The organism is Streptomyces sp. M2CJ-2 (genome assembly GCF_016757295.1).
GTDB lineage: Bacteria > Actinomycetota > Actinomycetes > Streptomycetales > Streptomycetaceae > Streptomyces.
The window spans coordinates 121,001-142,633 of sequence record NZ_JAESIF010000002.1 but is presented as its reverse complement, the minus strand read 5'-3'; the positions used below and the strand labels follow the sequence as shown (position 1 = coordinate 142,633).

Annotated in this window: 19 protein-coding genes; 13 read left to right on the top strand and 6 right to left on the bottom strand. The window is 72.2% G+C overall.

All coding sequences use genetic code 11. From position 1 onward, the window contains the following. Positions 1–179 precede the first annotated feature (179 nt). Genes JL475_RS03070 through JL475_RS03060 form a run of 3 tightly spaced genes read left to right on the top strand, consistent with a single transcriptional unit; the run spans position 180 to position 3,005 of the window. Complete coding sequence (locus tag JL475_RS03070; RefSeq protein WP_202274936.1) at positions 180–932, top strand: DUF5819 family protein; 753 nt, start codon at positions 180–182, stop codon at positions 930–932. A 14-nt stretch (positions 933–946) separates the two neighbouring features. Further along, positions 947–2,194, top strand: coding sequence for an HTTM domain-containing protein (locus tag JL475_RS03065; RefSeq protein ID WP_202275366.1), 1,248 nt, complete (start codon positions 947–949; stop codon positions 2,192–2,194). Between the two features lie 10 nt (positions 2,195–2,204). Then, the gene (locus JL475_RS03060; RefSeq protein WP_237406058.1) at positions 2,205–3,005 is read left to right on the top strand and encodes an RNA methyltransferase; all 801 of its coding nucleotides are present in this window, start codon (positions 2,205–2,207) and stop codon (positions 3,003–3,005) included. 47 nt (positions 3,006–3,052) lie between these two features. On the opposite strand, the gene paaN is transcribed toward JL475_RS03060, so the two are convergent. Then, complete coding sequence (gene paaN / locus JL475_RS03055) at positions 3,053–4,744, bottom strand: phenylacetic acid degradation protein PaaN (protein ID WP_202274934.1); 1,692 nt, start codon at positions 4,742–4,744, stop codon at positions 3,053–3,055. Positions 4,745–4,898: 154 nt separating this feature from the next. On the opposite strand from paaN, the gene JL475_RS03050 reads away from it, so the two are divergent. Then, positions 4,899–6,473, top strand: a complete 1,575-nt coding sequence (locus tag JL475_RS03050; protein ID WP_202274932.1) for a 3-hydroxyacyl-CoA dehydrogenase — start codon at positions 4,899–4,901, stop codon at positions 6,471–6,473. After that, complete coding sequence (locus tag JL475_RS03045) at positions 6,470–7,060, top strand: TetR/AcrR family transcriptional regulator (protein ID WP_202274930.1); 591 nt, start codon at positions 6,470–6,472, stop codon at positions 7,058–7,060. The genes JL475_RS03050 and JL475_RS03045 overlap by 4 nt, the downstream gene beginning before the upstream one ends. Positions 7,061–7,090: 30 nt before the next feature. On the opposite strand, the gene JL475_RS03040 is transcribed toward JL475_RS03045, so the two are convergent. Continuing rightward, on the bottom strand, positions 7,091–7,576 hold the full coding sequence (locus JL475_RS03040; protein WP_202274928.1) for an Lrp/AsnC family transcriptional regulator: 486 nt from the start codon (positions 7,574–7,576) through the stop codon (positions 7,091–7,093). A gap of 188 nt (positions 7,577–7,764) precedes the next feature. Here JL475_RS03040 and pdhA point away from each other — a divergent pair, with 188 nt between their 5' ends. From pdhA to JL475_RS03010, 6 genes are all read left to right on the top strand, one after another. Then, entirely contained in the window at positions 7,765–8,913 is a 1,149-nt protein-coding gene (gene pdhA, locus JL475_RS03035; protein ID WP_202274926.1) for a pyruvate dehydrogenase (acetyl-transferring) E1 component subunit alpha, read from the top strand. Next, positions 8,910–9,914: an alpha-ketoacid dehydrogenase subunit beta gene (locus JL475_RS03030; protein ID WP_202274924.1), complete on the top strand. Its 1,005-nt coding sequence runs from the start codon at positions 8,910–8,912 to the stop codon at positions 9,912–9,914. Before pdhA ends, JL475_RS03030 begins: the two co-directional genes overlap by 4 nt. Continuing rightward, positions 9,914–11,272 carry a dihydrolipoamide acetyltransferase family protein gene (locus JL475_RS03025; RefSeq protein WP_202274922.1) on the top strand — a complete coding sequence of 453 codons (1,359 nt, stop codon included), beginning with the start codon at positions 9,914–9,916 and terminating at the stop codon, positions 11,270–11,272. The genes JL475_RS03030 and JL475_RS03025 overlap by 1 nt, the downstream gene beginning before the upstream one ends. Positions 11,273–11,496: 224 nt before the next feature. Next, positions 11,497–12,342, top strand: a complete 846-nt coding sequence (locus tag JL475_RS03020; RefSeq protein WP_307824968.1) for a DUF6457 domain-containing protein — start codon at positions 11,497–11,499, stop codon at positions 12,340–12,342. Next, positions 12,339–13,772: a molybdopterin molybdotransferase MoeA gene (locus JL475_RS03015; RefSeq protein ID WP_202274918.1), complete on the top strand. Its 1,434-nt coding sequence runs from the start codon at positions 12,339–12,341 to the stop codon at positions 13,770–13,772. The genes JL475_RS03020 and JL475_RS03015 overlap by 4 nt, the downstream gene beginning before the upstream one ends. Further along, on the top strand, positions 13,769–14,866 hold the full coding sequence (locus JL475_RS03010) for a TrkA family potassium uptake protein (protein ID WP_202274916.1): 1,098 nt from the start codon (positions 13,769–13,771) through the stop codon (positions 14,864–14,866). Before JL475_RS03015 ends, JL475_RS03010 begins: the two co-directional genes overlap by 4 nt. Positions 14,867–14,923: 57 nt before the next feature. Here JL475_RS03010 and JL475_RS03005 read toward each other — a convergent pair whose 3' ends face one another. Both JL475_RS03005 and JL475_RS03000 read right to left on the bottom strand, forming a co-directional pair. Continuing rightward, entirely contained in the window at positions 14,924–15,775 is an 852-nt protein-coding gene (locus tag JL475_RS03005) for an ABC transporter permease (protein WP_202274914.1), read from the bottom strand. After that, positions 15,772–16,854, bottom strand: coding sequence for an ATP-binding cassette domain-containing protein (locus tag JL475_RS03000; protein ID WP_202274912.1), 1,083 nt, complete (start codon positions 16,852–16,854; stop codon positions 15,772–15,774). Before JL475_RS03000 ends, JL475_RS03005 begins: the two co-directional genes overlap by 4 nt. 192 nt (positions 16,855–17,046) lie before the next feature. On the opposite strand from JL475_RS03000, the gene JL475_RS02995 reads away from it, so the two are divergent. Then, on the top strand, positions 17,047–18,027 hold the full coding sequence (locus tag JL475_RS02995; protein WP_202274901.1) for an NAD(P)H-quinone oxidoreductase: 981 nt from the start codon (positions 17,047–17,049) through the stop codon (positions 18,025–18,027). Between the two features lie 35 nt (positions 18,028–18,062). Here the strand turns inward: JL475_RS02995 and JL475_RS02990 are convergent, their stop codons facing one another. Further along, on the bottom strand, positions 18,063–18,389 hold the full coding sequence (locus JL475_RS02990) for a hypothetical protein (protein WP_237406057.1): 327 nt from the start codon (positions 18,387–18,389) through the stop codon (positions 18,063–18,065). A gap of 745 nt (positions 18,390–19,134) precedes the next feature. Between JL475_RS02990 and JL475_RS02985 the strand changes: the two genes are divergently transcribed. After that, positions 19,135–19,677 carry a bacterial proteasome activator family protein gene (locus JL475_RS02985; RefSeq protein WP_202274899.1) on the top strand — a complete coding sequence of 181 codons (543 nt, stop codon included), beginning with the start codon at positions 19,135–19,137 and terminating at the stop codon, positions 19,675–19,677. Positions 19,678–19,824: 147 nt separating this feature from the next. Here JL475_RS02985 and JL475_RS02980 read toward each other — a convergent pair whose 3' ends face one another. Further along, on the bottom strand, positions 19,825–21,492 hold the full coding sequence (locus tag JL475_RS02980; RefSeq protein ID WP_202274897.1) for a protein kinase: 1,668 nt from the start codon (positions 21,490–21,492) through the stop codon (positions 19,825–19,827). Positions 21,493–21,633: the final 141 nt, after the last annotated feature.

Here is a 21,633-nt window from a genome sequence, read left to right as displayed (position 1 = left end):
TCCATGGTGAGACGGCCGCCGCAAGGTGTCAACAGCTGTGGATGACCTCCGGGGCTGTGCTCCGGCGGCCGGTGCTGAGTACCGTTCCCGTGCGACACGGTGAAGCCGCGAAGCGGTGTGCGGGCGGTACGACGGCGCCGCGACCGGGACACGGACCGGGAATGTGGGAACGGGGCGGGATGAACGCGTACGACGAGGGCTCGCACGCCCGGCAGGGCCGGGCCGGGCCGGAGGGGCCGGACGGACCGACGGAACCGGGCGGCCCCACCCCGCCGTCCGAGCCGGCCACCGGCGTGGCCGCCCTCTCCCTGCGTCACCGGATCGCCGCCGCGGTGGCCCTCGGGGTCGTCGCGATCGTGGTCTGCGTGCATCTCGGCATGACGTTCCTGCACGTCGCGCCCGCGAACACGGTCTCCAAGGAGCACGGCACGGCGATCGAGGACTGGATCTACCCGGAGTTCGAGCAGAACTGGAAGCTGTTCGCGCCCAATCCGCTGCAGCAGAACATCTCCGTCCAGGTCCGCGCCGAGATCCTGACGGCGGACGGGGGAGTGCGGACCACCGGCTGGTACGACCTGTCCGCCCAGGACGGCCGGGCCATCGACGGCAACCTCCTGCCCAGCCACACCCAGCAGAACGAGCTGCGCCGCGCCTGGGACTTCTTCGTCGCCACGCACGACGACGAGGATCGTCCGGTGGGCATGCGGGGCGCGCTGGCCGAGTCGTATCTGCGCCGGATCATGGTGATGCGGCTCGGACGGTCGGACGCGGCCGGGCCGGGCGACGTCGTCGACCGGATCCAGGTGCGCTCCCGCACCGCCGCCGTGCCGCCGCCCCGGTGGAGCGAGGAGCAGGTCTCGACGAAGCCGGTGCACCGCACCCTGCCCTGGTGGCCGGTGCCGGAGGACGAGGCCCGGGGAGGCATCGGGTGAACCGCTTCTCCCCCATGGCCCCCGGGGCCGTCGCACGGGTCACCGACGCCGCCCTCGGCCCGTACCAGACCGCCGTGATCCGGATCGGCTTCAGTGCGACCTGGCTGCTGTTCCTGCTCCGGGAGTTCCCCCACCGCCAGGAGCTGTACGGTCCCGACGGCCCGTGGAACTGGGATCTCGCCGATCAGCTGGTCGGGTCCAACGGCGCCTTCACCGCGCTGCTGTGGTCGGACGGCCAGGGCTGGTTCGAGGCGGGCTACGCGCTCGCGGTGGTGTGGAGCGCGCTGCTGCTGCTGGGCTGGCGCACCCGCACCATGTCGGTGCTGTTCATGGTGGGCGTGCTGTCGCTGCAGAACCGCAGTGTCTTCATGGGTGACGGCGGCGACAACGTCCTGCACCTGATGTCGATCTACCTCGTGTTCACCCGCTGCGGCCAGGTGTGGTCGCTGGACGCGCGGCGCGCCCGGCGCGAGGAGCGGGCACGCGCGTGTGGGGAGCGGCCGCGGGACCGGGTGGGCCCCGCGCTGTGGGGTGTGCTGGGCTTCCTGCTGCTCGTGGCGACCCTGGCCGGCCGGATGGACGGGGACTGGTTCATACCGGCGCTGCTGTGGGCCGTCTGGGTGGTGCAGGCGCTGTGGTGGCTGGTGGGGCGGCGCGCGAGGACCCCGCAGCCGCGCATCCTGCTGGACGTCGTCGCCAACGTCGTGCACAACGGGGCCCTGCTGGTGATCATGGCCGAGGCCTGTCTGATCTACGCCACGGCCGGCTGGTACAAGATCCAGGGCTCCCGCTGGCAGGACGGCACCGCGGTCCACTACCCGCTCCACCTGGAGTACTTCTCCCCCTGGCCGGCCCTCGGCGACCTGCTGACCGCCAGCGGCACCCTGGTGATGCTGGTGACGTACGGGACGGTCGCCGTGCAGGTCGCCTTCCCGTTCACCCTGTTCAACCGGCGGGTCAAGAACGTGTTCCTGGTCCTCGTGATCACTGAGCACGCCGTGATCGCCGTCGTCCTGGGACTGCCCTTCTTCTCCCTGGCGATGATCGCGGCCGACGCCGTCTTCCTGCCGACGACGTTCCTGCGCCGCCTGGGCGACGGCTCCACCCGCGCGTACGAGTGGGCGAGGGCCCGCGGACGGCGGCCCCGCACCCGCGCGGGCGGTCCGTCTGTCCCGGGGCCCCGGTCCGCCGACTCGGAAAAGCGGGTGGCCGACCGGCCGGCCACCCCCGCGCCGGGGAAGGCACCCGGCCCCCGCACGTAGGCTGCACGTCATGACCGCCCCCGACCCCGCCTCCGCCCCCGGGACCCACGCCCCCGACCGGGACGCCGGTCCCGTGACCCGCTGGCACCGGCGGAGCGGTACCGCCGTCCTGCTCGACGGCTTCCACGCCCTCAAGCACGCCGTGCGCTTCGGGGCGGAGGTCGAGGTGGCGGTCACCGCGGACCGGGCCGCCGCGCTCGCCCTCGCGGACGAGCTGGCCCCGGACGTCCGGGACGCGCTGGCGGCGCTGCTGGCCGAGGTGCCGTACGAGACGTACGCCTCGCTCGTCCCGCGCCCGCATCCCACCGCCGTCGCCGCCCTCGCCGTACGGCCCTCCCGCGCGGGCAACCTCGAGAGGCTGGCGCACACCCCGCGCACCGCCCCCGTGGTGGTCCTGGACCTCCCGCGCAACCTGGGCAACGCGGGGGCCGTGATCCGGCTGGCCGCCGGTTTCGGGGCGACCGGTGTCGTCACCACCGGCACCCTCGACCCCTGGCACCCCACGGTCGTGCGGGGCGGGGCCGGACTGCACTTCGCGACCGCCGTGGAGCGGCTGCCCGTCGACGAACTGCCCGCCGGCCCGGTGTTCGCGCTCGACCCGGAGGGTGACGACATCCGCGCGCTGAAACTGCCGGACGACGCACTGCTCGCCTTCGGCTCGGAGCGCAGCGGGCTCTCGGCGGAACTGCGCGCGCGGGCCGACCACCTGGTGGCGCTCCCGATGCGCCCCCAGGTCTCCAGCTACAACCTCGCGACCAGTGTGGCCATGACGCTGTACCACTGGAGCGCCACCGGGGGCGCACCCGCTTAGGGCCTGTCCGGGCGGGGTCCGCGCGCCCGCGGTCGCCGCACCGTCCGTCACGCCTCCCGGCGTACCTCGATCACCCGGAAGCGGTTGGCCACGAACGCCGCGTCGGTGAGGGCCGCGTTGGCCGCCGGGTTGCCGCCGGAGCCGTGGAAGTCGGAGAACGCGGCCGTCTGGTTGACGTACACCCCGCCGGTGAGGTTGAGGGAGAGCTGGGCCGCCTCCTCCAGGCACACCTCTCGCACGGCCTCCTCGACCTCGGGGGAGGTCGTGTACGCGCCGACGGTCATCGCGCCCTTCTCGCGGACGGTGCGCCGCAGGAGCTCCGCCGCGTCCGAGGCGGAGTCGACCGCGACGGCGAAGGAGACCGGTCCGAAGCACTCGCTCATGTAGGCGGCCTCGGCGTCCGGCTTCGAGCCGTCCAGCTTCACGATCACGGGGGTGCGGACCACCGCGTCCGGGAACTCCGGATGGGCGATCTCCCGGGAGGCGAGGGCGACCTCGCCGAGACCGGCGGCGGCCTCCAGGCGGGCCTTGACGCCGGGGTTGACGATCGCGCCGAGCAGCGCGTTCGCGCGCGCGTCGTCGCCGAGCAGGCCGTCGACCGCCTTCGCCAGATCGGCGGCGAGCTCGTCGAAGGACTTGGGGCCCTGGTCGGTGGTGATGCCGTCGCGCGGGATCAGCAGGTTCTGCGGGGTGGTGCACATCTGGCCGCTGTAGAGCGAGAGGGAGAACGCCAGGTTGGCGAGCATGCCCTGGTAGTCGTCGGTCGACTCCACGATCACCGTGTTGACGCCGGCCTTCTCGGTGTGGACCTGCGCCTGGCGGGCGTTGGCCTCCAGCCAGTCGCCGAACTCCGTGGAGCCGGTGTAGTCGATGATCCGGATCTCCGGGCGCGTGGCGAGCGTCCTGGCGACGCCCTCGCCGGGCCTTTCGGCGGCCAGGGCCACCAGGTTCGGGTCGAAACCGGCCTCGGTGAGCACCTGGCGCGCGACCTGGACGGTGAGCGCGAGGGGCAGCACCGCGCGCGGGTGCGGCTTGACCAGGACCGCGTTGCCGGTGGCGAGGGAGGCGAACAGGCCGGGGTAGCCGTTCCACGTCGGGAAGGTGTTGCAGCCGATGACCAGGCCGATGCCGCGCGGGACCGGGGTGAACCGCTTGGTCAGCGTCAGCGGGTCGCGCTTGCCCTGCGGCTTGGTCCACTCCGCGGTGTCGGGGGTGCGCGTCTGCTCGGCGTACGCGTACGCCACCGCCTCCATGCCGCGGTCCTGCGCGTGCGGGCCGCCGGCCTGGAACGCCATCATGAACGCCTGGCCGGAGGTGTGCATGACCGCGTGGGCGAACTCCATCGTCCGGTCGCTGATCCGTTTGAGGATCTCGAGGCAGACCACCGCCCGGGTCTCGGCGCCCGCGTCCCGCCAGGCCCGCATCCCGGCCCGCATGGCGGGCAGCAGCACGTCGGGGTCCGCGTGCGGGTAGCTCACGCCCAGCTCGACGCCGTACGGGGAGGTCTCGCCGCCCACCCAGTCGTCCGTGCCGGGCTGGCCGAGGTCGAGACGGGTGCCGAGCAGGGCGTCGAAGGCGGCCTTGCCCGCCGCCGGGTCCAGGCTGCCGTGCTCCCCGTAGGCCTTGGGGTGCTCGGGGTGCGGGGACCAGTACGCGCGGGTGCGGATCGCCTCCAGCGCCCGGTCCAGGGTGGGCCGGTGCTGGGTGATCAGCTGCTGCGCGGTGAGTTCGGCGGCCATCGGGGACCAACTCCTCGTCGAGTTCGTGGGCCGGGCCCAAGCATGGGCGGGGGATGTCGGAACACGGGCGGTCAGGGTTAGAGTAACCGAACGATCGGTCGGGACAAGGGGTCCGCCGCATCTGTGGACCGGTTCGTGCGGGAGGATCGCGCACATGACAGCACTCGACCTCAGCAGCCCCGTGGCCGTCGTCGGCACCGGCACCATGGGCCAGGGCATCGCCCAGGTAGCACTGGTCGCGGGTCATCCCGTGCGGTTGTACGACGCCGTTCCCGGCCGGGCCCGGGAGGCGGCCGACGGGATCGTGGCCCGGCTCGACCGGCTGGTGGCCAAGGAGCGGCTCACCGCCGCCGACCGGGACGCGGCCCGGGCCCGCCTGCGGCCCGTCGACGACCTCGCGGGACTCGCGGACTGTGCCCTGGTGGTCGAGGCCGTCCTGGAGCGTCTGGACGTCAAGCAGGAGCTGTTCCGCGCGCTGGAGGACGTCGTCGGCGACGACTGCCTGCTCGCCACCAACACCTCGTCCCTGTCGGTCACCGCCATCGGTGGCGCACTGAGGGTCCCCGGGCGCTTCGTGGGCCTGCACTTCTTCAACCCGGCCCCGCTGCTGCCGCTCGTCGAGGTCGTCTCCGGCTTCGCCACCGAGGTCGCGCACGCCACGCGCGCGTACGAGACGGCCCGCGCCTGGGGCAAGACGCCGGTCGCCTGCGCCGACACCCCCGGCTTCATCGTCAACCGGATCGCCCGGCCCTTCTACGCCGAGGCCTTCGCGGTGTACGAGTCCCAGGGGGCCGACCCGGCCACGATCGATGCGGTGCTGCGCGAGTCCGGAGGCTTCCGCATGGGCGCCTTCGAGCTGACCGATCTCATCGGGCAGGACGTCAACGAGTCCGTCACCCACTCGGTGTGGCAGGCCTTCTTCCAGGACGTGCGCTTCACGCCCTCCCTGGCCCAGCGCCGGCTGGTCGAGTCCGGCCGTCTCGGTCGCAAGAGCGGCCGGGGATGGTACGACTACTCCGATCACTCCGATCACTCTGCCCGCTCCGGCTCCGGCTCCGGCTCCGATTCCGACCGCACGGACGGCGCCGGGCGTTTCGAGCCGCACACCGCGGAGCAGGCGGCGCCACCCGCGTACGTGGTGGCCGAGGGAGATCTGGGCCCCGCCTCGGACCTGCTCGCACTGATCCGGGAGGCGGGCATCCAGGTCCGCGCGGAGGACGAGGACAACGGCACCCGGCTGGTGCTGCCCGGCGGTGGTCAGCTGGTGCTCGCGGACGGTCAGACGTCGGTGGAGTTCCGCGACGTCGTCTACTTCGATCTCGCCCTCGACTACCGCGAGGCCGGCCGGATCGCCCTCTCCCACTCCCAGGACACCTCCCCGCAGACCGTCGCCGAGGCCACCGGCCTGTTCCAGGCGCTCGGCAAGAAGGTCAGCGTCATCGGCGACGTCCCCGGCATGATCGTCGCGCGCACGGTGGCGCGGATCATCGACCTGGCGCACGAGGCCGTCGCCAAGGGCGTGGCCACCGAGGAGGACATCGACACCGCGATGCGCCTGGGCGTCAACTACCCGCTGGGGCCGTTGGAGTGGAGTCGGCGGCTCGGTGGCACCTGGGCCTGCTCCGTGCTGGACAACCTGCACGAGTGCGACCCGTCCGGCCGCTACGCGCCGTCACTCGCGCTGTACCGCCACGCCTACACCTCGGACAAGCGGGAGGGCACCTCATGACCACCGCCAGGCGCGACACGTACACCCCGGAGACCCTGCTGTCCGTCGCCGTGCGGGTGTTCAACGAGCGTGGCTACGACGGCACCTCGATGGAGCACCTCTCCAGGGCGGCGGGCATCTCCAAGTCGTCGATATACCACCACGTGGCGGGCAAGGAGGAACTGCTGCGGCGTGCGGTGAGCCGGGCGCTGGACGGTCTCTTCGGCATCCTCGACGAGGAGCACGCGCGCGTGGGGCGGGCCGCCGAGCGGCTGGAGTACGTCGTACGGCGCATGGTCGAGGTCCTGATCGCGGAGCTGCCGTACGTGACGCTGCTGCTGCGGGTGCGCGGCAACACGGACACCGAGCGGTGGGCCCTGGAGCGGCGGCGCGAGTTCGACCACCGGGTGGCGGCCCTGCTGAAGGCCGCGGCGGCGGAAGGGGACGTGCGCGGCGACATAGAGGTGCGCCTGGCGACCCGGCTGGTCTTCGGGATGGTCAACTCGCTCGTCGAGTGGTACCGGCCCGACGGACGCGGCACCAGCGAGCGCGAAGTGGCCGACGCGGTGGTTCAGCTCGCCTTCTCAGGACTGCGCAGGGAGGCCTGACCGGGACGGCGTCCTGCGGCCGCCCCCGCTTCAGCCCTGCGGTTCCAGGTCCTCCTCCTCGAACACCAGCAGGGTGCGTGTGCTGAGCACCTCGGGGATCGCCTGGAGCCGGGTCAGCACCAGCTCGCGCAACGTCCGGTTGTCCGGCGTGTGCACCAGGAGCAGCACGTCGAAGTCGCCGCCCACCAGGGCGATGTGGGAGGCGCCGGGGAGCTGTCTGAGCTGCTCGCGGACCGTGCGCCAGGTGTTCTGGACGATTTTCAGGGTGATGTACGCGGACGTGCCGTGGCCGGCGCGTTCGTGGTCGACGCGGGCCCCGAAGCCGCGGATGACGCCGTCCTCCACGAGCCGGTTGATCCGGGCGTAGGCGTTGGCGCGCGAGACGTGGACCCGTTCGGCGACCGACCGGACCGAGGCCCGGCCGTCCGCCTGGAGCATGCGCAGGATGTTCTGGTCTATGGCGTCCAGGGGGCGTGCGGGCGGCAGTGCTCCGGTGCCCCCCGGTCCTTCGGCCATTTGTTCAGACGACACGCGCCCCGCCTCTCCGTCATGGACGTACTGCGTCCATCTCAGGCTGTGGAGAACCGTTTGTCCACAGCCTGGTACCACCCGTAGCCAAAATGCATCGGCGACCGAACAATCGGTTGGTGAGGCGCGTCACAGACGCCGCGCCTCCACAGCCGCTCCCACGAGGAGGTGCCGTCATGACGGTCATGGAGCAGCGGGGCGCTTATCGGCCGACCCCGCCGCCCGCCTGGCAGCCCCGTACCGACCCCGCGCCGCTGCTGCCCGACGCGGAGCCGTACCGGGTGCTCGGCACCGAGGAGGCCGACCGGGCCGATCCGGAGCTGCTGCGCCGGCTGTACGCGGAACTGGTGAGGGGCCGCCGCTACAACGCGCAGGCCACCGCCCTCACCAAGCAGGGCCGTCTCGCGGTCTACCCCTCCAGCACCGGCCAGGAGGCCTGCGAGGTCGCCGCCGCGCTGGTCCTGAAGGAGCAGGACTGGCTCTTCCCGAGCTACCGCGACACGCTCGCCGTCGTCGCACGCGGAGTGGACCCCGTGCAGGCGCTCACCCTGCTGCGCGGCGACTGGCACACCGGTTACGACCCCTACGAGCACCGGGTCGCGCCGCTGAGCACTCCGCTCGCCACCCAGCTGCCGCACGCCGTCGGGCTCGCGCACGCCGCCCGCCTCAAGGGCGACGACGTGGTCGCGCTGGCCATGGTCGGCGACGGCGGCACCAGCGAGGGCGACTTCCACGAGGCGCTGAACTTCGCCGCCGTGTGGCGGGCCCCGGTCGTCTTCCTCGTCCAGAACAACGGCTTCGCGATCTCCGTACCGCTCGCCAAGCAGACCGCGGCCCCGTCGCTGGCCCACAAGGCCGTCGGCTACGGCATGCCCGGCCGGCTGGTCGACGGCAACGACGCCGCCGCCGTCCACGAGGTCCTGGCCGACGCCGTACGCCACGCGCGTGCGGGCGGCGGCCCGACCCTGGTCGAGGCGATCACCTACCGCGTGGAGGCCCACACCAACGCCGACGACGCGACCCGCTACCGCGGTGACGCCGAGGTGGAGGCCTGGAAGAAGCACGACCCCGTCGTACTTCTGGAACAGGAGCTGACCCGGCGCGGTCTCCTCGACGACGACCGCGTCGCCGCCGCCCGCCAGGACGCCGAAACCATGGCCGCCGACCTGCGGGAACGCATGAACCAGGATCCCGAGCTCGACCCCATGGACCTGTTCGCCCACGTCTACGCCGAGCCCACCCCCCAGCTGCTGGAGCAGCGGGAGCAGCTGCGGGCCGAGCTGGCGGCCGAGGCCGGGGCCGAGCCGGAAGGGGCGCAGCGATGACCACCGTCGCCGCCAAGCCGGCCACCATGGCGCAGGCGCTCACCCGCGCGCTGCGCGACGCCATGGCCGAGGACCCGTCCGTGCACGTCCTGGGCGAGGACGTCGGCACCCTCGGCGGTGTCTTCCGTATCACCGACGGACTCGCCGAGGAGTTCGGCGAGGACCGTTGCACGGACACCCCGTTGGCCGAGGCGGGCATCCTCGGCACGGCCGTCGGCATGGCGATGTACGGCCTGCGGCCGGTCGTGGAGATGCAGTTCGACGCGTTCGCCTACCCGGCGTTCGAGCAGCTGGTGTCGCACGTCGCCAGAATGCGCAACCGCACGCGCGGCAGGATGCCCCTGCCGCTCACCATCCGTATCCCCTACGGGGGTGGCATCGGCGGCGTCGAGCACCACAGCGACTCCTCCGAGGCGTACTACATGGCGACTCCGGGGCTCCATGTGGTCACGCCCGCGACCGTCCCGGACGCCTACGGGCTGCTGCGCGCCGCCATCGCCTCCGACGACCCGGTCGTCCTGCTCGAGCCCAAGCGGCTGTACTGGTCGAAGGACTCCTGGGACCCGGAGCGGCCTGCATCCGTCGAACCGATGGGCCGTGCGGTGGTGCGGCGCTCCGGCCGGAGCGCCACGCTCATCACGTACGGGCCGTCCGTTCCCGTCTGCCTGGAGGCGGCCGAGGCGGCCCGGGCCGAGGGCTGGGACCTCGAAGTCGTCGATCTGCGCTCCCTGGTGCCGTTCGACGACGAGACGGTGTGCGCCTCGGTGCGGCGGACGGGGCGCGCGGTCGTCGTCCATGAGTCGGGCGGCTTCGGCGGTCCCGGAGGGGAGATCGCGGCCCGGGTCACGGAGCACTGCTTCCACCATCTGGAGGCACCGGTGCTGCGGGTGGCCGGGTTCGACCTCCCGTATCCGCCGCCGATGCTGGAGCGCCACCACCTGCCCGGCGTGGACCGGATCCTGGACGCCGTGGGGCGTCTGCAGTGGGAGGCCGAGAGCTGATGGCACAGGTGCTGGAGTTCAAGCTCCCCGACCTCGGTGAGGGGCTCACCGGGGCGGAGATCGTGCGCTGGCTGGTCGAGGTGGGCGATGTCGTCACCGTCGACCAGCCGGTCGTCGAGGTCGAGACGGCCAAGGCGATGGTGGACGTGCCCTGCCCGTACGGGGGCGTGGTCACCGCCCGCTTCGGCGAGGAGGGCACCGAGCTGCCGGTGGGCGCGCCGCTGCTCACGGTGGCCGTGGGCGGACCGGACGCCGACCGGCCGCCGGGTGAGGACCGCCCGTCCGCCGCCCCGAGCGAGGCCTCCGGCAACGTCCTGGTGGGGTACGGCACCTCGGAGGCTCCGGCCCGGCGCCGCAGGGTGCGGCCGGGACAGCCGGTGCCCGCCACGCGTACCGCGTCCGCCACGCCTACCGCGTCCACGGCGGGGGCGCTGGACGGGCCGGTCCCCGTGATCTCACCCCTGGTGCGCAGACTGGCCCGACAGAACGGCCTGGACCTGCGGGGGATGACGGGTTCCGGGCCCGAGGGGCTGATCCTGCGGGCGGACGTGGAGCACGCGCTCCGGGCCGCCGGCACGCAGCAGGTCCGCAAGGACCGGACGGCCGCCACCGAGCCGCACGCGCTTGCGGTGCAGGCCCACATGCCGGCCGCCGGTACCGCGGTCCCGGATGTCGTCCGCGTCCCCCTCAAGGGCGTCCGCGGTGCCGTGGCCGACAAGCTCTCCCGCAGCCGCACCGAGATACCGGACGCGACCTGCTGGGTGGACGCCGACGCGACCGAGTTGATGCGGACGCGGGCCGCGATGAACGCCTCGGGCGGTCCGAAGATCTCCGTGCTCGCCCTGCTGGCCCGGATCTGCACCGCCGCGCTGGCCCGCTTCCCCGAGCTCAACTCCTCCGTGGACACGGAGGCCAGGGAGGTCGTCCGGTACGCGGCCGTGCATCTGGGCTTCGCCGCGCAGACCGAGCGGGGACTCGTCGTCCCCGTCGTCCGGGACGCGCACACGCGGGACGCGGAGTCGCTCACGGCGGAGTTCGCCCGGCTGACCGAGGTGGCCCGGTCCGGGGCGCTGACGCCCGCGGAACTCACGGGCGGAACCTTCACGTTGAACAATTACGGCGTCTTCGGCGTCGACGGCTCCACCCCGATCATCAACCACCCCGAGGCCGCCATGCTCGGCGTCGGCCGCATCGTCCCCAAGCCCTGGGTCCATGAGGGCGAGTTGGCGGTGCGACAGGTCGTGCAGCTCTCGCTCACCTTCGACCACCGGGTCTGCGACGGCGGCACGGCGGGCGGTTTCCTGCGCTACGTGGCGGACTGTGTGGAGCAACCGGCGGTGCTGCTGCGGACGCTGTGAGGTCCGGTTCTCCCCACCGAGCCCGTTCCCGGACATCGTGCCCCCGCGTTCCCTGTGATCGCGGGGGCACGCATACTCGAGGGGTGACCGAGTACGAGCTCCCGGGTGCTCCCGGTGCCGGACCCGATGCCGTTGGAGACCGAGACCGGGACCGGGACTGGGACCGGGACCGGGACCCCGCACCGGGTGCGGCGCCGCTCGAGCCCGCCGCGTACGACGCCCTCGTGCTCGCCGGTGGCGGTGCCCGACGGCTCGGGGGCGCGGACAAGCCCGGCGTGCGGGTGGGCGGTCGGGCGCTGCTCGACCGGGTGCTCGCGGCCTGCGCCGACGCCCGCACCACCGTGGTCGTGGCCGAACCCCGCCCCGTCCTCCGGCCTGTGCTCTGGGCGCGCGAGGAGCCGCCGGGCGGCGGACCGCTCGCCGCGCTCGACGCCGGGATCCGGCTCAGCACCGCGGAGTACGTCGTGCTGCTCTCCGCCGACCTGCCGTTCCTCGACGGCCGCACGGTCGACGAACTGCTGACCACCCTCCGGACGAGCCCGGCCGACGGGGTCGTACTGACTGACGCCGACGGCCGGGACCAGCCACTCGTGGCCGCGTACCGCACGGCGGCCCTGCGCCGCGAACTCGCCGCGCTCGGCGAACGGCACGGCCGACTGGCCGGACTGCCGCTGCGCCGGCTGACCGGCTCGCTCGACCTCACCCGGATCTTCGGCCCGGTGGCGTCCTTCGACTGCGACACCTGGGACGACATCGCCGCCGCCAGAGCACGCATCAGGGAGCATGGACACGTGTTGGAAGAATGGATTACCGCAGTCAAGGATGAGCTGGGCATCGATCTGGACGTCGACACCGGCGCACTCCTCGACCTCGCCCGTGACGCCGCCCACGGCGTGGCCAGGCCGGCGGCGCCGCTGACCACCTTCCTCGTCGGTTACGCGGCGGCCCGCGCGGGCGGTGACCGGGAAGCCGTGGCCGAGGCCGTCCGCAAGGCCGCAGCCCTCGCCACCCGCTGGGCCGCCGAGGAGACCCCCGACGCCGCCCCCGGCGCGAGCCCGGACACCCGATGACCGCGCCCGACGCCCGAGCCGACGAGGACACCGAGAACGCCGAGAACGGCGAGGACGCCGATGACCTCGACGTCGAGGAGGCTCTCGCCCTCGTGAACGAAGCTTCCGGCCGCACCCCCGGTGCCTCCGGGCACACCCCCTCCACGCGCCGCCCGCGCCGCCACGGCGTCCCCTGGACCGACGCCCGCGCCATCGCCGAGCGCGCCGGCCGCAACGGCACCGCCCGCCCCGGCACCGGAGGCCGTGCCACCCACCGCGCCCCGGCCTCCGTGCCGCTCGACGCCGCCCTCGGCCTCACCCTGGCCGCCCCCCTCGCGGCCCTCACCGACCTGCCCTCCTTCGACACCTCGGCCATGGACGGCTGGGCGGTCTCCGGCCCGGGGCCCTGGACCGTGCGGGAGGAAGGCGTCCTCGCCGGGCACGCCGCGCACACGCCGCTCACCGACGGCGAAGCCGTCCGTATCGCCACCGGCGCCCGTGTCCCCCCGGACACCACCGCCGTCCTCCGCAGCGAACACGGCCGCACCGACGCCAAGGGCCGCCTGCACGCCACCGCGACCCGGGGCGGCAGCGCGGCCCAGGCCGGGCCCCCCGCCACGGTGGCGCACGGTCAGGACATCCGTCCCCGCGGCCAGGAATGCCGCAGCGGCGACCAGCTGCTGTCCGTCGGCACCCTGGTGACGCCCGCCGTGCTGGGCCTCGCCGCGGCCGCCGGATACGACACGCTCAGCACATTCCCCCGGCCCCGCGTCGAGGTCCTCGTCCTCGGCGACGAGCTGCTCACGGAAGGCCTTCCGCACGACGGGCTGATCCGGGACGCACTCGGCCCGATGCTGCCGCCCTGGCTCCGCGCGCTCGGCGCCGAGGTCACCGCGGTCCGCCGGGTCCGCGACGACGCGCACACGCTGCACAAGGCGATCACAAGGTCCGACGCCGATGTCGTCGTCACCACCGGAGGCACTGCCGCGGGCCCGGTCGACCACGTCCACCCGACGCTGAGCCGCATCGGGGCCGAACTCCTCGTGGACGGGGTCGAGGTGCGCCCCGGCCACCCCATGCTCCTGGCCCGCACCAAGGAGAACCAGCACCTCGTCGGTCTGCCCGGCAACCCCCTTGCCGCCGTCTCCGGACTGCTCACGCTCGCCGAACCCCTGCTGCGTACCCTCGCGGCCCGCCCGGCTCCCGAGTCGTACACGATGCCGCTGCGGGACGCGGTCCACGGACATCCGCACGACACCCGGCTCATCCCCGTCGTGCTGCGCGGGGACATCGCCCTGCCGCTGCTCTACAACGGTCCCGCCATGCTGCGCGGCATCGCGGCGGCCGATGCCCTCGCCGTCGTACCGCCGGGCGGCACACGGCCCCGGCAGGAGACGGAACTGCTCGACCTCCCCTGGGCGTCCGGGGGAGTCGGGGTGTGTTTCACGTGAAACTTCCGGGTCAGGACGTCATCGCCCGCCAGGCGGACGAGCACTTGGTGACGCATCGGGTGAAACTGCCGAGGAAGGTGGTCGAGCACCCGATCCGCCAGGTCGCCAAACGGCTGTCCATCGCCTTGCTCCTCCTCGTGCTGACGGCGCTGATCGTGTACCTCGACCGCGACGGCTACAACGACAACGCCGACGGCACCCTCGACTTCCTCGATGCCTTCTACTACGCGACCGTCACCCTCTCCACCACGGGATACGGCGACATCACGCCGGTCAGCGACAGCGCCCGGCTGACCAATATCTTCGTCATCACGCCGTTGCGCGTGATGTTCCTGATCATCCTGGTCGGTACCACCCTCGAAGCCCTCACCGAACGCACCCGGGAGGAGTGGCGACTGAACCGCTGGAGGTCCACGTTGCGTGATCACACCGTTGTCGTCGGATTCGGCACCAAGGGCAGGTCCGCGATACGGACCATCTGCGCGACGGGGCTCCGCAAGGAGCAGGTCGTGGTGGTCGACCCCAGCGGCAAGGCGATCGAAGCCGCCGCGGCCGACGGATACGCGGGCGTCATAGGGGACGCGACGCGCAGCGAGGTGCTGAAGCGGGCCGAGGTGTACCGGGCGAAACAGATCATCATCGCCACGCAGCGCGACGACACGGCCGTACTGGTGACGCTGACGGCCCGACAGCTCAACCGCGGCGCGAAGATCGTGGTCGCGGTGCGGGAGGAGGAGAACGCTCCGCTGCTGAAACAGTCCGGCGCCGACGCGGTCATCACCAGCGCCAGCGCGGCAGGCCGGTTGCTCGGTCTGTCGGTGCTCAGTCCCGCGGCCGGCATGGTGATGGAGGACCTCATCCAGCAGGGCACGGGGCTCGACATGGTCGAACGGCCGGTCATAAAGGCCGAGGTGGGCAGGACGCCGCGGGAGATCGACGATCTGGTGGTGAGCGTCCTGCGCGGACACCGGGTGCTCGGCTACGACGACGAGAACGTCGGGACGCTCGAGCTGACGGACCGGCTGATCACGATCGTGCGGGTGACCCCGGCAAGGCAGGTGGCGCCCGACATGCGCCCGCTCCCCCGGGACTGAGCGCGTGCCCCGCGGACGGTGTGGGCCCCGGGACCCGGACCGTCCGCGGAGCCCGCGTCACTTGCGGTTGTAGAGCCGCATCGTGATGGGTCCGAAGACCAGGACGAACAGGGCGGACCAGCCCAGTGACCAGGCGATCTCGTCGGCCGGCCAGTCACCCGCCATCAGCCCGCGCACCGCGGACGCCAGGTGCGTGACGGGACTGTTGTTGACGAACGCCTGGAGCCAGCCCGGCATGGTGCGCGGGTCGACGAAGACGTTGGACAGGAAGGTGAGCGGGAAGATCACCATCATGCTGACGCCCATGACCGACTTCTCGGTGCGCAGCATCAGCCCGAACATCGTCCAGATCCACGAGAACGCGAACGCGAAGGCCACCAGCAGCACGATCCCCGCGAGCACGCCGGCCACCCCGCCGTCCGGGCGGTAGCCGAGGATCACGCCCACGGTGAGCATCACGACCGACGCGATGGTGTACCGCAGGGCGTCGCCGAGCAGATAGCCGACCATCGTCGACGGACGCCAGATCGGCAGGGTGCGGAACCGGTCGAACACACCCTTCTCGATGTCCGTGTTGACCGAGACACCGGTGTACATCGTGATCATCACGACCGACATCACCAGGATGCCGGGCAGCAGGAACTGGATGTACTCCTTGGGCGAGCCGGCCAGCGCCCCGCCGAAGAGGTACGTGTACATCAGCACCATCATGATCGGGAACGCGGTGACGTCGAACAACTGCTCCGGCACATGCTTGATCTTGAGGATCGCGCGCCAGCCGAAGGTCAGTGAGGCCGACCACGCGCTGGGCCGCGGCGGGCGCTCCTCGGCGACCAGCAGCTCGGCCAGGGAGTCGGTGCGGACCGGGGCGAGTTCCGCGCTCTCGGTGGCCGTCGTCGCGGTACTCATACCGCCACCTCGTCCTTCGGGTTGTGGGAGTGGTCGCCACCGGAGCCCGAGCCCGATCCGGAGCTCGGTCCCCGCCCCGAGCCGGGGCCCGAGCCCGATCCGGACGCGTGGGTGTCATGGCCGGTGAGGGCGAGGAATACCTCGTCCAGGCTGGGCTGGCCGAGCGAGAAGTTGTCGACGGTGATGCCGGCCGCGGCCAGTTCGCTCAGCGCGCGAGCGGCCTGTTCGGCGGCGGTGTCGTGGTGCGCGGCCGCCCCCAGGCGGGCGGTGAGCGTCACCGGGTCGGGTTCGAGCTGCACCTGTGCGTCGAGTGCCCGGCGCAGCAGGTCCGCCGCGCGGGGCCGGTGGTCCGGATCGCGCAGCCGCAGATGTACGGAGCCGGTGCCGACGGACGCCTTCAGCTCGCCCTTGGTGCCCTCGGCGATCACCTTCCCGCGGTCGATGACGGCGATCCGGGACGCCAGTTGGTCGGCCTCGTCCAGGTACTGCGTGGTCAGCAGCACGGTGGTGCCCTGGGCGACCACCGCGCGCACGATGTCCCACACCTGGTTGCGGCTGCGCGGGTCCAGGCCGGTCGTCGGTTCGTCGAGGAACAGCAGGTCGGGGGTGTTGAGGATGGACGCGGCGATGTCGATACGCCGCCGCATGCCGCCCGAGTAGTGCTTGACCTGCTTGGCCGCCGCGTCCGTCAGGCCGAAGGCCTCCAGGAGCCGGTCGGCGCGGGTGCGGGCGGCCGGTTTGCGGTGGCCGAGGAGCCGGGCCAGCAGGATCAGGTTCTCCGCTCCGGTGAGGTCCTCGTCCACGGACGCGTACTGTCCGGTGAGGCTCACCAGGCCGCGTACCGTGTCGGCCTCGCGCACGACGTCGTGACCGAAGACATGCGCGTCGCCGCCGTCCGGTCGCAGGAGGGTGGCGAGCACTTTCACGGTGGTGGTCTTGCCGGCGCCGTTCGGTCCGAGGACGCCGTACACCGTGCCGGCCGGTACGGCGAGGTCGACCCCGTCCACGGCCCGTGTCTCACCGAAGGTCTTGACCAGGCCGGCGGTCTCGATCGCCAGGTCGGACGTCTGCGTGCTCATGCTGGGGTCCTTCCGCATGCTTGGGCTACGCATGGAGAGACCATCACCGTCGCGCGAATTCATCGCTCCCGCACATGGTTTTCCCGAGAACCGGTCCAACGACGGATCTGCCTCCGCCCATCGACCCGAGCCGACCGGCCGATGGTGCGCGGGCGGCGCGGGTGGAGCAGGCCGGGGAGTACCGTCGCCCCCATGTATGCGATCACGATTCCCGAACCCGGTGGGCCCGAGGCGCTGGTGTGGGGGCAGGTCCCTGATCCCGTCCCCGGCCCGGGCGAGGTGCTTGTCGAGGTGGTGGCCGGTGCCGTCAACCGCGCCGACATCATGCAGCGGCAGGGCTTCTACGACCCCCCGCCCGGTGCCTCCCTCTACCCCGGCCTGGAGTGTTCCGGGCGGATCACCGCACTCGGACCCGGTGTGACCGGGTGGGCGGTCGGTGACGAGGTCTGCGCGCTGCTCGCCGGTGGCGGCTACGCCCAGCAGGTCGCCGTGCCGGTCGGACAGTTGCTCCCCGTCCCGGAGGGGCTCGACGTCAAGCAGGCGGCGGCGCTCCCGGAGGTCGTCTGCACGGTCTGGTCGAACGTCTTCATGGTGGCCCACCTCCGCCCCGGCGAGACCCTGCTCGTGCACGGTGGGTCCAGCGGCATCGGCACCATGGCCATCCAGCTCGCCAAGGCCGTCGGTGCCAAGGTCGCCGTCACCGCCGGAACCAAGGAGAAGCTGGACCACTGCGCCGAACTGGGTGCCGACATCCTGATCAACTACCGCGAACAGGACTTCGTCGCCGAGCTGAAGGAGGCGACCGACGGCGCGGGCGCGGACGTCATCCTCGACATCATGGGCGCCAAGTACCTGGACCGTAACGTCCAGGCCCTCGCGGTCAACGGCCGGCTCGCGATCATCGGCATGCAGGGCGGCGTCAAGGGCGAACTGAACATCGGCGCCCTCCTGCGCAAGCGCGCCGCGATCAGCGCGACGTCCCTGCGCGCCCGGCCGCTGGAGGAGAAGACGGCAATCGTCGCGGCCGTCCGGGAACACGTGTGGCCCCTGATCGCCGACGGTCATGTCCGCCCCGTCGTCGACCGCGAGCTCCCGATGTCGGAGGCGGCCGACGCCCACCGTGTCGTGGAGGAGAGCGGCCACGTCGGCAAGGTGCTGCTGGTCGCGCCGTAGAGCCGCCGGACCACTGGATTCGTGGGCCCGGGGCTTCAGCTCCGCCGGAGTCTCAGGCCCACGAACGCCAGCCCCAGACCGAGCCCCATGAGGACCAGCCCACTCCCCATCGGCAGGATGCGCACCATGGGCTCGGCGCCGGTGGCGGTGTTCGACGCGGGACTCCGCGACGTCCCGGAGGGCACCGGAACGGCCTCCCCCGACTCCGGCGCCCGACGGGTGGCGCCGACGCCGCCTTCCTCGGGCACGCGTGCGGCATCCGCGGCGTCCGACGCTTCGGGCAGAACGCCGATGCCTGCCTCCTTCGGCTCCCCGGCGCGCGCGCCCTCCCCGAGGCCGGAGGACTCCGGCACCGCGCTCACACCGCCGCGGTCGGCCTCGCCTCCGCTGTCACGTGGTCCGCCGTCGTGTCCGCCACGCGGATCCGCCTCTCCGGGCCTCCGGGATTCTTCGGATTTCCCGGATTTCCCGGGTTCCCTGTGCTCGCCGGCCTTCCCCGTCTCCTCGCTCGTCTCCGCGGTCTGGGGCACCTCCCGCCCCGGCCGCTTCCGTCCTTCCCCCGGCCGGCTTCCTGCCCTGGAGGGCTTGGCGGAGGGCGCCGACGACGGCGAATCCGCAGACGAGGGAGGCGACAGGGGCGACAGGGGTGACAGGGGCGAGAAAGGTGAGAAGGGAGAGAAGGACGAGAGAGACGAGAGGGGTGAGAGCGGTGAGAGGGGTCCGTGGAAAGGAGAGGGCAAGGGCTCGAGGGACGGCACGTTCGTGTGCTCGTCCGGTGCCTCCTGGCTTTCGGTGCCCGCCCTCTCGGCCCCGAAAGCCGCAGTCGTACCGAAGGGCGCCGGGGCGGGGCCGTACGGCATCACCACCCCCGCCCCTGCCGCCACTCCGAGCACGACGCCCGCTCGCAGGGCGACCCTTGCCCCCACTACACGCAGCCATGGAGTCACGGCCGTGACCTCCCGCGCCGGGCCGGTGCCCGTTCGCACCGCCGGCTAGATGGGCCGGATGGACTCCCACAGGTTCCCATTCCTCCGCGCACCCGGCATTACGGATACCTCCGTCAGGGGGGCCCGGAAGCGTGCGGTGGACGTGCGAGAGAATGGCCGTATGGAGATGCCGAGGAACGAACGGTCGCCGGACAATCCGCAGGTACTGGTCGTCGGCCAGGACGGCATGGCGCTCGGTGGCGGCACCGGGGACGAGGACTCCCGCGAGGTTCCGGTGACGGAGCAGGTGGAGCAGCCGGCGAAGGTCATGCGGATCGGCAGCATGATCAAGCAGTTGCTGGAGGAGGTACGCGCGGCTCCTCTGGACGAGGCCAGCCGGGCGCGGCTCAAGGAGATCCACGCCAGCTCGGTGAAGGAGCTGGAGGACGGGCTCGCGCCGCAACTGGTCGAGGAGCTGGAGCGGCTCTCCCTGCCCTTCACGGACGAGGCGACCCCGAGCGACGCCGAACTGCGGATCGCGCAGGCCCAGCTGGTGGGCTGGCTGGAGGGCCTTTTCCACGGCATTCAGACCACGCTCTTCGCCCAGCAGATGGCCGCGCGTGCCCAGCTGGAGCAGATGCGCCGCGCCCTCCCGCCGGGCATGGGCGACGGCGGCCAGGAGGAACCCCCGATGGGCGGCCGCGCGGGTGGTCCGTACCTGTAGTCGCCCGGCGCGGTACATGGATCCACGCGGCACACGAACCCCGCGATACATGAACTCCGCGATACATGAACACAGCCCATGAACACAAAAGGGGTCCGGCCCGGAAGCCGGGCCCCTTTCACCTGAGCCGTACCCGGGGGTACCCGGTCAGGCGGACGGCGGGTTGCCCGTGGAGACGTAGAGCTGGATCTTGGGCATGTCATCGGGGTCGACGTCCGTGCCGGCGGCGGGGAACTGGTTCATGACCGCTCCTTCGCCGTAGGTGTTCTCGTCGACGTCGCGCACGTCCAGGTCCCAGCCGGCTTCCTGGAAGCACTCCTTGACCGACTTGATGTACTTGAACTTCAGGTTCGGGATCTTGATCTTGTCGGGGTCGTTGTACGACTCCTTCGGCTCCGTGCACTCGTCCGGGTCGATCGTCCTGGACGGATCGGGCCCCCGGTAGTCGGCCGCCTTCTCGGCGGACGCGGACGCCGACGGGGTGCTGCCCCCGCCGCCCCGGTCGTCGCCGTTCCCCCCGCCGTTGGAGAGCAGCGCCGCGACCAGGCCGCCGACGGCGAGCACGGACACGACGATCGAGCCGATGATCACCGGCTTGTTGTTCCTGCCGCGGCCCGAACCGCCCGGAGCCGGGTTCTGGTGTGTCAGGTTGTACGGCGGCGGGGTCGACGGGCCGCCCTGCTGCGGGGCGTACGGCGACGGGTGGGGCGTCTGGTAGCCGCCCTGCTGCGGATAGCCGTACCCCACAGACGGCGCGGACGGCGCGGGGGCCGGAGTGCCGTACGGGTTCGGGTGCGGGGCCGGCTGGTACGGAGTCTGGACGCTGCCCTGGGCCCCCGGCGCCGACGACTGGTCGACCGGCGGGAACACCGCGGAGCCGACGCCCGAGCCGCTCTGCCCGTGGGTACCGGGGACGATGCTCGGCGGGGCCGCCTGGAAGGACTGGCTCACCCGCAGGCACTCGCCGCGCATGGCCTCGGCGCTGGGGAAACGCTCGTTCGGATTCTTCTTCAGCGCGCGGGCGATCAGCGCGTCGACGGCCGGGGGCAGCGCGCGGTTGACCGAGGAGGCGAGCGGTGGCTCCTCCTGCACGTGCGCGTACGCGATGGCCAGCGGCGAGTCCGCGTCGAACGGGAGCCGCCCGGTGACCAGTTGGAAGAGCATGATGCCGACCGAGTACAGGTCGGAGCGCGCGTCGACGCCCCGGCCGAGCGCCTGCTCGGGCGACAGGTACTGCGGGGTGCCGACGACCATGCCGGTCTGCGTCATCGACGTCACGCCGGACTGCATGGCGCGGGCGATGCCGAAGTCCATCACCTTGACCACGCCGCGCTTGGTCGTCATCACGTTGCCCGGCTTGATGTCCCGGTGGACCAGGCCCTTCTCGTGGCTGATCTCCAGGGCGGCCAGCACGTCGGCGGTGATCTTCAACGCCTTGTCGGCGGGCATCGCGCCCTGCTGCCGTACGTCCTCGTCGAGCACGGAGCCGAGCGGGCGGCCCTCGACGTACTCCATGACGATGTACGGCGTCGTCATGCCGTCCACTTCGTCCTCGCCGGTGTCGAAGACCGAGACGATGTTGGTGTGCGTGAGCTTCGCCACGGCTTGGGCCTCGCGGCGGAAGCGCTCGCGGAAGGCCTGCTCCCGGCCGAGTTCCGTGTGCAAGGTCTTGATGGCCACCTGGCGGTCGAGCACGCTGTCGTACGCGAGGTGGACCGAGGCCATGCCGCCCTGGCCGAGCAGGTCCCGCAGTTGGTAGCGGCCGCCGGCGAGCGCCCGCCCCGCGTTGTGGCCCTGTGCGCCGTCCTGGCTCATGTTCCGCGTCCCCCGTAGCCTCTCCGGCGCTGCCGTCGTCGACCGATGCCTCGTGGATCTCAGTAGATCGAATGCGCTATTCCCGGCCAAGTCTGCCGCAGGCCACTGACACGTCAAGCAGGGGGCCCGTTCCGTGACGGT